We start from the raw sequence: 11,918 nt of genomic DNA on the forward strand, positions 1-11,918 counted from the left end.
GTGGACGATTTCTAAACAGCTGTGCTACAATGAACAAGTCTGGCGTAAAGCCTGGTATCGTTTGGAAAAGACAAGATCGGAGTGACAAACAAACGTGGTGTATTATATCCTCGCTTTTATCGTATTTTTGGTGGATCAGGGAACAAAATTCTTAATTGCAACTCGGATGGAACTAAGAGAAGAAATCCCAGTGATCGGCAATTTCTTTGTCATCACATCACATCGCAACTCGGGTGCAGCCTTTGGCATATTACAGGATCAACGTTGGTTCTTTATTGTCGTTACTTTGGTTGTCGTTGTTGCATTGGTCTGGTATTTGCAAAAGGTAAAGGATACTCCGCACAAATTGCTGCCTATAGCGCTTAGTTTAGTGCTTGGTGGAGCGATTGGAAACTTCCTTGATCGCGCATTAACCGGAGAGGTTGTCGATTTTATCCAGCTTAATTTTGGAACCTATACGTTCCCTATCTTTAATATCGCTGACTCGGCAATCTGTATTGGTGTAGCACTGATCATCATCGAAACCTTGCTTGAAGGACGTCGAGAGAAAGCTGCTGCACAGACTGAAAGGAATGAACACCATGAGTAATTTACACAAGGAAGAACATAATAACGAGAACACATCAACTGAGGAACTGCACATGAATGTCGATGATGAAATCACGAACGATGAACGTATGGAATGGACCATTTCTCTTGAGCACAAGAAGGAACGAATCGACAAATATATTACTGAATCTATAGATAATGTATCGCGTTCTCAAGTACAGCTATGGATATCAGAGGGAAATGTTACTGTGAATGGTGCTGTGGTCAAAGCAAATACGAAATTAGCAGAAGGTGATCTTGTTGTGCTGCAGATCCCAGAGCCGAAAGCAGTAGAGATCATTCCTGAAGATATTCCACTTGAAGTTGTATACGAGGATAGTGACGTTATCGTCATTAACAAACCTCGGGGGCTTGTTGTGCATCCGGCACCTGGCCATACATCGGGTACGCTCGTGAACGCGCTGATGCATCATTGCAAAGACTTGTCCGGGATTAACGGAGAACTGCGTCCAGGCATTGTGCATCGTATTGATAAGGATACATCGGGTCTACTCATGGCTGCCAAAAATGATAAGGCGCATGCCTCATTAGCTGCACAGCTTAAGGACCATAGCGTCAATAGACGGTATATCGCGCTTGTTCATGGCCACTTAAGCCATGATCAGGGCACAATTGATGCACCCATTGGACGAGACACCAATGACCGTAAAATGTTTACAGTAACGGAGCGGAACAGTAAACATGCTGTTACTCATTTCAACGTGACGGAGCGGATCAACGACTATACTTTGTTGGAACTGAAGCTGGAGACTGGACGAACCCATCAGATTCGTGTGCATCTGAAATTTATCGGACATCCGCTTGTAGGGGATCCGGTGTATGGGCGAAACAAAGGCATCAAAATGCAAGGACAGGCCTTACATGCTGCGATCTTAGGTTTTGTTCATCCGACAACAGGAGAGTATCTGGAGTTCTCTGCTCCGATTCCGCAGGATATGGAAGATGTTCTCTCCTCACTACGTAGCCGCTGACTTCTCGTGAAAGTACAAATGTTCAGATACTTTGTCCATGGCTAAGCCTCCGCAAATGCTTCATATTAAAGTGTAGAAATTTGCGTCAAACGAGGAGATGAACACGTAATGAGTATCGATAAATATCAAGAAACGTACATTCAAACTAATTTTGCCGACCGCATTGGCGGCTCCAACTATGGTAAAGACACAAACATTTATAAATTCGAGAAAATTAAGCGCGCTAAAGCGTCAGCCAAAAAGGATTTCCCTGATGTAGAGCTGATTGACCTTGGTGTAGGCGAGCCTGATGAAATGGCAGATGCAGGTATCGTGGCTGCACTGGCACAGGAAGCTTCCAAACCGGAGAACCGTGGTTATGCTGACAATGGTATTCCTGAATTCAAGGAAGCTGCTGCAGCTTACCTGAAGAACGTATTCAACGTGGATGGCATTGATGCAGATACGGAAATTGTGCATTCCATCGGTTCGAAGCCAGCACTGGCAATGATGCCTTCTTGCTTCATTAACCCAGGCGATGTAACGATTATGACGGTGCCAGGATATCCAGTAATGGGTACGCACACGAAATATCTTGGTGGAGAAGTGTTCAACATTCAGTTGACGAAAGAAAATAACTTCTTGCCTGATCTGACAGCGATTCCTGAAGACATCGCCAAACGTGCAAAATTGCTTTATCTGAACTACCCAAATAACCCAACGGGTGCAAGTGCAACGGTAGAGTTCTTCACCGAGGTTGTGGAATGGGCGAAGAAATACAACGTAGTGGTTGTCCATGATGCTCCTTATGCAGCCCTTACGTATGATGGCAAAAAACCATTCAGCTTCTTATCTGTACCTGGTGCAAAAGACGTTGGGGTTGAGCTACATTCCTTGTCTAAGTCCTACAACATGACAGGTTGGAGAATTGGTTTCGTAGCGGGTAATCCACTTGTTGTCAAAGCATTCAGTGATATTAAAGACAACAACGATTCCGGTCAATTCATCGCGATCCAGAAAGCTGCTGCTTATGGATTGAATCACCCGGAAATCACAGAAAAAATTGCAGAGAAGTATTCCCGTCGTCATGACATGCTTGTTGCTGCATTGAACGAACTAGGCTTCCAAGCTGAAAAACCTAAAGGTTCATTCTTCCTTTATGTTGAAGCACCAAAAGGTGTAGTTGGTGGACGTCGCTTCGAGTCTGGGGAAGACTTCTCCCAATTCTTGATTCGCGAAAAATTGATTTCATCTGTACCTTGGGATGATGCAGGTAATTTCGTTCGTTTCTCCGTTACCTTTGTAGCGCAAGGGGAAGAGGAAGAGAAACGTGTCATTGCTGAAATCAAACGCCGCCTAAGCGATGTGCAGTTTGAATTCTAATTGTAACTTTTAATTCAACACAAACATTTGTATGAATAAGATAGATCACAGAAGAGACCGGTAACGGTCTCTTTTTTGTGTTTTAGGATAAATTTCCCTTTACAAAAATATACAAGCAACATATTATAAAGTCTTTACGTTATTTTTATAGAAGTTGTTATTGAAGGGAGTTATCTAAATTGTTATCTTCACGTACGAACTCAGTGTCAACTAGTTCATTAGGAACTGGCAACACGCTATCAGGATTATTGCGATTGTTAAGACCTAAACAATGGACCAAAAATGGATTATTATTTGCAGCATTACTGTTTTCTTTTGAAGAAATTCGCACCGAAACGGTTCTAACGACGATACTTGGTTTTATTTTATTTAGTCTGGTTGCAGGCTGCGTATATATTCTGAATGATTATGTGGACAGAGAAAGGGATCAGCAACATCCGGTGAAGAAATTTCGCCCGCTTGCCTCAGGACAGGTGAATGGGGCGCATGCACTTCTATTTGGTGCCTTGCTGTTGATTGGATCAGTAGGAACAGCATTTGTGGTCAACCCGATATTCGGCGTATTGTGTATCGTGTACTTTATATTGAATGTATCTTATTCATTTGTGCTGAAACATCTTGTGATATTGGATATGATGACCATTGCTGCTGGCTTTGTGTTACGGGCAATTGCAGGTGGAGTGTTAATTCATGTTCCTTTTACACCATGGTTTCTAATCTGTACGCTGTTACTTTCGCTTTTTCTGGCCATTGGGAAACGGAGAAACGAACTTACTTTGCTTGAAGGCAATACAGGTTCCCATCGTAAGGTTCTTGATAACTATTCGATTACCTTATTGGATCAGTTTAATACTATTGTTACAACAGCAACCATTATTAGTTACTCGTTATTTACATTTACGTCGGATCGAACAATACACCTCATGTGGACGATTCCTTTAGTTATTTATGGAATGTTCCGTTACCTGTATTTGATTCATATGAAGAACCAGGGTGGTTCACCAGATCGGGTATTATTTGAGGACAAGCCTATACTCATTACCGTGATACTGTATGTGATTAGTGTAATCTGCATTTTTGCTATTTTTGAATAAGGTGTTTGTGATTTCTAGAGCGTAAGGGGGATCAAAGTGAGAAGTACAAAAATTGCGATATTTGATATTGATAAAACGATTATACGTACCGATTCCATGTTTCAATTCGTGCATTATGGTGTTCGACGTTATCCAGGACAATCGTGGAGATTACCTGTGATTGCTCTACACACACTGATGTTTAAGGCAGGACTTATGAGTGTTGAACGAGTCAAACGCTCGTATTTTAAAGGGATTGAACGCATGACGGAAGAAGATCTAAGTCATTTTTTTGACTCCAGATTGCGGAAAGCCATCTTTGCTGAAGCCAGTGTGGAGATGCAACATCGCAAGGAGGCGGGATATCATGTTTTGCTCGTTACAGCATCTCCACATGCGTACATGAAATATTTTGAGAACTTCCCTTGGGTCGACCACGTCATTGGAACAGAACTTGTACGCCATGATCAAGGATATACCTGTACCGTTGAAGGCTTAAATTGCAAAGGTGAGGAGAAGGTGCGACGTATACAAGCATATCTCGATCAGAAGGGCATGGTCATTGACTACGATCAGTCCTGCGCTTACTCAGATTCCTTGTCTGATATGCCGGTGATGCAGCTTGTGGCACAGCGGTATTTCATCAACAGACATGTGCCGGAGACGGAGGCGCTATCGTGGGGGAAATAAGAAGTCGCCATACGGGAAAGCTGCTAATGCTTATCTCTGCTTTTCTTACAGCGACAGGTCAACTGTTCTGGAAATGGGGGCTGACGGACTGGTTTTTCTTGGGTGCCGGCTTCGTATGTTACGGATTGGGAGCCATTTTGATGATCAAAGCCTTCGCGTTGGAAAAGTTGTCAGTTGCTTATCCCTTGATGTGTGCCAGTTACATTTTTGCTCTGATCTATGGATATTTCCTACTCGGTGAGGATATTACAGTCCAAAAGCTCGCAGCCGTTGTATTGCTCGGAATTGGGGTGACATTGACTAGTGTTGATCGATAGCTGGATGATTGTTGTACTCATTGTGATGACGTTATGCGGGGCGATGGGGGGAGCAGGATTGAAAGCCTACGCAACCAGCCGCAGACGAATACATGTATTGATGGGACTCGGCTTTTATGGTACAGGAGCACTGCTGAATATTTTTTTATTGAAGTTTCTACCACTGACGGTGGTATTACCTGCCAATGCTCTCACCTATGTGTGGACGCTGTTTATCGCTCGATTTGCATTTAAGGAAAATGTCGGCACACTGCGCTGGTTAGGTGTCATTTGCATCATGGGCGGGTTATGTTTTCTCGTACTGTAGTCTGGGCGAGGCTATTCTACCTACAGCTTGGTCTAAAGTTCATAACAGGTTTGTAATCAAAGAAATTGGATGTGAGTGCATGAAATTTTCAGAATACATATTTTATAATCGCAAAACAAATTGGGCAGCACTTTACTTGTTCGTTGGTTTTGCCCTTTTTTATGGTGTCATGAATCTGGCATACGTAAGTTATATTTCGGAAAATGCAGATCGCTTGGCAGTCTACTCGCCATTCAGTACACATCTTTTTCCGCTTAACTTATTCAATTTCGATCCATCGATGTATTACGGAACCAATAGCTCATCCATTATTCATCCGCTAATTTCGTTCATGGCTCTTGCTCTGGGCGCTGGAGCACAGTTGTTAGGTGGCAATGGATTTTTTCTCGTCCTGCAATCCTTTATAAACGCTGCTTCTGTTGTATTGGTATTTGTTTTTCTAAGTAAGAAGGACAGAACGATCACGATACCGTTACTTTTTGCGCTTTTATTTGGCTTCAGCTCGTATCTGATGTTCACGGCTCTGATTCCTGATTCCTACCCGTATGTGCAATTTGTAATCTTGTTATCCGTGATATATCTGCAATATGCTCGCGAACAGAATGAAGTTCGTGTTGTACCTCATGCTGTTCTGGCCACTGTGAATTTTGGGTTAACATCAACCAATATTGTTCCATTTGCTGCTGCATTGTTTGGTAATATGCGGACGTGGAGAAGTAAGGCTGGATGGACAAAATTTATCGGGATTATGTTATTGGCAGGTGCCTTAATTGTAATATTTACCGTTATTCAATATGTTTCCCTCGGTGGACGAAGCTGGGTAACCAATTGGCTGATGGGTATTCAAAACGGAGGAACGAGTTATGCAACACCTTTTCAGTTCGCCGTTCACTGGAAAGCACTGAATTTATTAACCGTTAATCCGATCTTAACGCCAAAAGTTATTTTGCTTGACCCGAGCATGGTTGCGTTTGTCACAGATCTCACACGATCCAATCCAATATATGTGCAAATTACAGGAGTGTTCATCTTGCTTCTTGCTCTAACCGGAGCAATCAAAGGTATTCGGGAACGTGAAGTCTGGACACTGCTTCCTTATATTATATTTGCGTTTTTGCTTCATATTGTCGTTGGCTTTGGACTCGCCGTATTCCAATACGACATGTACCTGTATGCTGGGCATTATTTGTTTGCTTTCTTCTTATTAGGCGGAGGATTCGTTATTGGTTTACGTCAGGGAATGGGAAAACAAGTTCTGGTTGGTTTATTGATCGTAAGTATACTCATAACAGCAGGCAATAATATATATCGTCATATGGAGACACTCACGACCATTAAACAGTCCTACGAGCAATTAGGGAAGAAGGCTGTTGTTGAGTCGCAGAGTTGGAATTAATCCGTCGGCTATTCTATCGTGATAACAAATAATGATGTGCCTATTCATGAAAAAATATCTTATCGTACTATTCCATTAAATATATTCACGAAACCTTTTATAACCCTTTTCCGCATTATCAATGTGGGAAAAGGGTTATTTTGGTATACAGCCTTGAATAATTACCTATGGATAAATATACAGATTTATTGTATAATTATGAATAACGAATGAAATGTAGTGTGCATGGATGTTTTTCAGCCCTAATGCTGATTCTAAGAGAATCACAGCAGAGGAATTTCGCCTGTTATGGTGAGGTGTTGACAGGGGGTTGTCTTTCTGTCATAATTCATGAAGATAAAACGACTTGATGGATAACAGCACCCTGTGAGGTACTGCCAGATGGACGTCATGAATAGCACCTTTAAATCAGTCCCGTGAGACTGGCAAGGTAACGTGAACGATACATCGTTTATTTGCTGCGGCAAATGAAACGATGCATCCCCGAGAGTAAACTTCTTCAGCGTAGACTGAAGTTTGGAGACTCCTTGCCATTAAACACGGCAAGGAGTCTTTTTTGTTCTCCTCGTCACGGGGCCATGATCTGAAAGGAATCCTGAGGAGGCTGAGCGCATGAGCACAGAAACACATGTCATTATGGATGAAACGGCGATCCGCCGCGCTTTAACAAGGATTGCCCATGAGATATTGGAGAAAAACAAAGGTATTGACGGATGCGTACTTATTGGTATTCGAACGCGGGGTGTGTATCTTGCCGAACGAATTGCAGCCAAGATCGAAGAGATCGAAGGTACGCCAATCCCCTGGGGAGAACTGGATGTAACCCCTTATCGTGATGATCGCCTTGATGTAGCTGGCGAGACACGGAAGGAACTTTTGATTATGACACCTGAATCACTTTCCATTCATAACAAAAAAGTGATTTTGTTCGATGATGTGCTGTATACCGGCAGAACGATTCGCGCAGCAATGGATGCTCTGATGGATTGCGGAAGACCGCAAAACATTCAACTGGCCGTTCTTGCGGATCGCGGTCACCGCGAGCTTCCGATTCGCCCTGATTTTATTGGCAAAAATGTGCCGACTTCCAAATCAGAGGAGATCGAGGTTGCACTTATGGAGACGGATGGACAGGACGAAGTCAAAATCATTCAGAACCGGGGGGAGCAAGCATGATGATTACACAACCAGCATTGAAAGATCGCAGCCTGCTAGGACTTAAAGAACTAAGTCGTGGAGAGATTGAATCAATCCTAAACAGAGCGGCTCACTGGGAAGCGCAGCAAGAGAAACTTGTCCCTGTTCTAGAATCACGATTTGTCGCTAACATGTTCTTCGAGAACAGCACACGCACTCGGTTCTCCTTCGAAATGGCAGAGAAACGATTAGGTGCTCAAGTGCTGAACTTTACTGCGGCGGCGTCCAGTGTAGAGAAAGGTGAGTCCATCTACGATACGGTGCGTACCCTTGAATCTATGGGCATTGATGCAGGGGTTATTCGCTTGAAGCCTTCAGGAGTTCTGCAGCAGTTGGCGCAAAAAGTGAATGTGCCGCTGGTGAACGCGGGAGACGGCAATAACGAGCACCCAACACAGGCTTTGTTGGATCTGTACACGATGCGCAAAGCGTTCGGTGAGCTAAAAGGTCTGCGTGTTTCCATCATCGGAGACATTAAGCATAGCCGGGTCGCTCGATCCAACCTGTGGGCGTTGCAGAAGTTTGGTGCAGATGTACGTTTCTGTGCTCCAGAAACGATGCAGGCACCTGAACTTGCAGAGCACGCTCCTTATGTAGAGCTGTCAGATGCTTTGGATGCGGATGTAGTCATGATGCTTCGGGTTCAACTCGAACGTCACAAGCAAGGAATTATTACCTCAGCAGAGGATTATCGCGAACACTACGGATTGACGGAAGAACGGGCGGCAAGCCTTAAACCAAGTACCATCATTATGCATCCAGCACCTGTAAACCGTAACGTCGAAATTGACGACACGGTTGTCGAAAGTACGGCATCGCGGATTTTCCCGCAAATGGCGAACGGAGTTCCGATCCGCATGGCGGTTATGGAACGTGCGATGAAGCTGTAGCAACGTTGGGCTCAAGGGCATAGGCTTACGGATGAGAGTTCTTATAAAGGTAGTTCAAAAAGTCCGCTTTTGATTACGAAGGATGCCTACCGGCATCGCAGCATCGAATATGGAATTCAGCCGAAATGTCCGTTGCTCACGTAGCTTGATCTACGCTCCGCTACTCCATTTCTAGCTTCATCCCATCTTCTCGGTACTGATAAGCGTACTTTTTGAACCTCACTTATAGACAATAAGAGAGTAAACGATAAACCAAATCATCCGGCTTCTAGGAAGTCGGACAGAACCGAAGCGGAGGGCAATCATGGTACAGATTATTAAAAATGCAAAAGTCTTGAATCAAAAAGGGGAACTTGAACGGAAAAGCATCATTATAGATGAAGGAAAGATTCAAGCCATCGCTGGAGTGGAAGACGAGGCCGTACAACTTGCGGAAAAGTCAGCTGAGAGTATAACGGATGCTTCAGGCAAACTGGTTATCCCAGGGCTGATTGACATGCATGTGCATCTGCGCGAACCGGGATTCGAACACAAAGAGACGATCGAAACAGGCGCACGGTCAGCGGCACAAGGCGGTTTTACTACGATTGCATGTATGCCAAATACTAGACCTGTAACTGACAATCCGGATATCGTGAAGCTGGTACTGGATAAAGCGAAGGAAGCTGATCTGGTTAAAGTACTCCCGTATGCCGCGATCACTAAAAATGAACTTGGTCGTGAACTTACCGACTTTGCCGCACTGAAAGAAGCGGGTGCAATTGGATTCACGGATGACGGAGTAGGCGTACAAAATGCTCAAATGATGAAGGACGCGATGACTCTTGCAGCAAGTATGGATATGCCGGTTATTGCCCACTGTGAAGACGATTCACTGGTTGTGGGTCGCTATGTGACCGAAGGGGAATTCTCCAAACGTCACGGTATCAAAGGTATCCCGAATGAATCTGAAGCGATTCATGTTGGGCGGGACATCCTGCTAGCCGAAGCAACGGGAGTTCACTACCATGTATGCCATGTCAGCACAGAACAATCGGTTCGCTTGATCCGCTTGGCGAAGTCCATTGGAATCAAGGTAACTGCTGAGGTATGTCCGCACCATCTGCTCTTATCTGATGAAGATATTCCGGGTATGGATTCTAACTGGAAAATGAACCCGCCGTTACGCTCACCACGCGATGTGCAGGCTTGCATTGAAGGCTTGCAGGACGGAACGCTGGATATGATCGTAACGGATCATGCACCGCATAGCGAAGAAGAGAAAGCAAAAGGAATGGAACTTGCACCATTCGGAATTGTCGGTTTCGAAACAGCCTTCCCACTTCTCTACACGAAGTTTGTAGAGACAGGAATCTGGACACTCGACTTCCTGGTTAAACGAATGACTGCTGATCCAGCACGAGTATTCCGACTGGATACAGGTAAGCTTGAAGAGGGCGCTCCAGCCGATATCACGATGATTGATCTGAATCAAGAAAAAGCAGTTGATCCATCTACATTTGCCACTAAAGGTAGAAATACACCATTTACAGGATGGAAGCTAAAAGGCTGGCCTGTGCAAACGTGGGTAGATGGCAAAAGCGTATGGGATAACACGGTACAACAGTAAATTAGTAAATGACTGAACTGATACAGATTAATACTTATTCTACAAATGTTAACGAGTAACATCTTTACAACTAACTAACTCGAGGCAGCTTATGCCGAGAGTCCAATATAAGAAACAAGCACGTTGAATGCAGTCTTTTGAACTTTGAGCTGTACATTAGCTGACGAAGTGGACAGAAAGACCCGAAGAAGCAAAGCGTTCGCCTTTATCTCCGGATTACATCATTTGAAAATGGACAAAAAGTAATCCGGGGATAACAGCGATCGCAGGGCTTTCTGTCCGTGGAGCCGCTCAAACTTAAGCTAAGTTCAACCTAAATGACATTCAACGTTGATAAACACAGAGGAGTGAGATGGGATGGCACAGGCGAGATTATTGTTGGAAGACGGCACACTGTTCACTGGTAAGGCGTTCGGAGCTGAAGGTGAAACAACGGGTGAGGTCGTTTTTAATACGGGAATTACAGGCTACCAAGAGGTGCTTTCGGATCCTTCTTATTGCGGTCAAATCGTAACCATGACGTATCCGTTAATCGGTAACTACGGAATTACACGTGATGACTTTGAGTCGATTCGTCCATTTGTACACGGCTTTGTGGTACGTCGTCATGAGCCAACGCCAAGTAACTGGCGTGCAGAGTACAGCGTAGACAATCTACTCAAAGAATACGGCATTGTAGGTATCAGTGAGATTGATACACGCATGTTGACTCGCCGGATTCGCCACCACGGCACAATGAAGGGAATTCTCACAACAGGATCGAAGCCTGTGGAAGAACTGCTGGAGATGATGGGCGATACAACAATCGCTGAGCTGCGTAACCAAGTTCCACTGACGTCGACTCCTCATGTGTACAGTAGCCCAGGAACGGCTGAACGCATTGTGTTGGTAGATTACGGTGCAAAAACAGGGATTTTGCGTGAACTTAGCAAACGTAACTGTGACGTAGTTGTTGTGCCTCATGATGTAACTGCAGACGAGATTCGTCGCCTGAACCCAGACGGTATCCAGTTGTCCAACGGCCCTGGGGATCCAAAAGATGTGCCTCACGCGGTTAAAATGATCAGTGAGTTACTCGGCGAATATCCGATCTTCGGCATCTGCCTTGGTCACCAACTCTTCGCGCTTGCAGCAGGAGCAGATACAGAGAAACTGAAATTCGGACACCGCGGCGGAAACCATCCGGTGAAAGAACTTGAAAGTGGACGTTGCTTCATCACTTCTCAGAACCATGGTTACACGGTGAATGAGGATTCTGTGAAGAACACAGATCTGGAAGTAACACATATCAATAATAACGATAAGACCATTGAAGGTCTGAAACATAAAACATTCCCAGCGTTTTCCGTACAGTATCACCCGGAAGCAGCGCCAGGACCTTACGATAACAGTTATCTGTTTGATCGTTTCATCGAGATGATTCGTGAGCACAAAATCACTAACCCACCACAGCCACGTCAAGCCGTATTGGCAGCTGCAGTGAAAGGAGCACAATAA

General features: G+C 44.4%; 12 protein-coding genes. All 12 read left to right on the plus strand.

Going from position 1 to position 11,918, the window contains the following annotated elements; genetic code table 11:
• The first annotated feature begins 94 nt into the window (after positions 1-94).
• The gene (lspA, locus tag J2T19_RS00465) at positions 95-589 is read left to right on the plus strand and encodes a signal peptidase II (protein ID WP_056696177.1); all 495 of its coding nucleotides are present in this window, start codon (positions 95-97) and stop codon (positions 587-589) included.
• An 88-nt stretch (positions 590-677) separates the two neighbouring features.
• Positions 678-1,580 (plus strand): RluA family pseudouridine synthase, encoded by a 903-nt coding sequence (locus tag J2T19_RS00470; protein WP_370874785.1) that lies wholly within the window; start codon positions 678-680, stop codon positions 1,578-1,580.
• A 108-nt stretch (positions 1,581-1,688) separates the two neighbouring features.
• Positions 1,689-2,942, plus strand: coding sequence for an LL-diaminopimelate aminotransferase (locus J2T19_RS00475; protein WP_056696180.1), 1,254 nt, complete (start codon positions 1,689-1,691; stop codon positions 2,940-2,942).
• 203 nt (positions 2,943-3,145) lie between these two features.
• Positions 3,146-4,036, plus strand: coding sequence for a decaprenyl-phosphate phosphoribosyltransferase (locus J2T19_RS00480; protein WP_307211807.1), 891 nt, complete (start codon positions 3,146-3,148; stop codon positions 4,034-4,036).
• A gap of 36 nt (positions 4,037-4,072) precedes the next feature.
• Entirely contained in the window at positions 4,073-4,705 is a 633-nt protein-coding gene (locus J2T19_RS00485; RefSeq protein ID WP_145045571.1) for an HAD family hydrolase, read from the plus strand.
• A 26-nt stretch (positions 4,706-4,731) separates the two neighbouring features.
• On the plus strand, positions 4,732-5,022 hold the full coding sequence (locus tag J2T19_RS00490; RefSeq protein WP_370874786.1) for an EamA family transporter: 291 nt from the start codon (positions 4,732-4,734) through the stop codon (positions 5,020-5,022).
• Positions 5,009-5,329: a DMT family transporter gene (locus J2T19_RS00495; RefSeq protein WP_307211815.1), complete on the plus strand. Its 321-nt coding sequence runs from the start codon at positions 5,009-5,011 to the stop codon at positions 5,327-5,329. The genes J2T19_RS00490 and J2T19_RS00495 overlap by 14 nt, the downstream gene beginning before the upstream one ends.
• 79 nt (positions 5,330-5,408) lie before the next feature.
• Positions 5,409-6,725 (plus strand): DUF6080 domain-containing protein, encoded by a 1,317-nt coding sequence (locus tag J2T19_RS00500; RefSeq protein WP_307211818.1) that lies wholly within the window; start codon positions 5,409-5,411, stop codon positions 6,723-6,725.
• Between the two features lie 612 nt (positions 6,726-7,337).
• On the plus strand, positions 7,338-7,901 hold the full coding sequence (gene pyrR / locus J2T19_RS00505) for a bifunctional pyr operon transcriptional regulator/uracil phosphoribosyltransferase PyrR (RefSeq protein WP_145045564.1): 564 nt from the start codon (positions 7,338-7,340) through the stop codon (positions 7,899-7,901).
• Entirely contained in the window at positions 7,901-8,812 is a 912-nt protein-coding gene (locus tag J2T19_RS00510) for an aspartate carbamoyltransferase catalytic subunit (protein WP_307213111.1), read from the plus strand. Before pyrR ends, J2T19_RS00510 begins: the two co-directional genes overlap by 1 nt.
• A gap of 304 nt (positions 8,813-9,116) precedes the next feature.
• A complete protein-coding gene (gene pyrC / locus J2T19_RS00515; RefSeq protein ID WP_307211821.1) occupies positions 9,117-10,421 on the plus strand; it encodes a dihydroorotase in 1,305 nt (434 codons plus the stop codon).
• Positions 10,422-10,778: 357 nt separating this feature from the next.
• Positions 10,779-11,918 (plus strand): glutamine-hydrolyzing carbamoyl-phosphate synthase small subunit, encoded by a 1,140-nt coding sequence (carA, locus tag J2T19_RS00520; protein WP_307211823.1) that lies wholly within the window; start codon positions 10,779-10,781, stop codon positions 11,916-11,918.

It is taken from the genome of Paenibacillus tundrae, assembly GCF_030812775.1.
GTDB classification, from domain to species: domain Bacteria; phylum Bacillota; class Bacilli; order Paenibacillales; family Paenibacillaceae; genus Paenibacillus; species Paenibacillus tundrae_A.

Excerpts from the sequence above, each read along its gene's own strand:
- J2T19_RS00470 (WP_370874785.1), top strand. The coding sequence starts at position 678 with ATGGAATGGACCATTTCTCTTGAGCACAAGAAGGAACGAATCGACAAA.
- J2T19_RS00475 (WP_056696180.1), top strand. The coding sequence starts at position 1,689 with ATGAGTATCGATAAATATCAAGAAACGTACATTCAAACTAATTTTGCC.
- J2T19_RS00490 (WP_370874786.1), top strand. The coding sequence starts at position 4,732 with ATGCTTATCTCTGCTTTTCTTACAGCGACAGGTCAACTGTTCTGGAAA.
- J2T19_RS00500 (WP_307211818.1), top strand. The coding sequence starts at position 5,409 with ATGAAATTTTCAGAATACATATTTTATAATCGCAAAACAAATTGGGCA.
- pyrR (WP_145045564.1), top strand. The coding sequence starts at position 7,338 with ATGAGCACAGAAACACATGTCATTATGGATGAAACGGCGATCCGCCGC.
- J2T19_RS00510 (WP_307213111.1), top strand. The coding sequence starts at position 7,901 with ATGATTACACAACCAGCATTGAAAGATCGCAGCCTGCTAGGACTTAAA.
- pyrC (WP_307211821.1), top strand. The coding sequence starts at position 9,117 with ATGGTACAGATTATTAAAAATGCAAAAGTCTTGAATCAAAAAGGGGAA.
- carA (WP_307211823.1), top strand. The coding sequence starts at position 10,779 with ATGGCACAGGCGAGATTATTGTTGGAAGACGGCACACTGTTCACTGGT.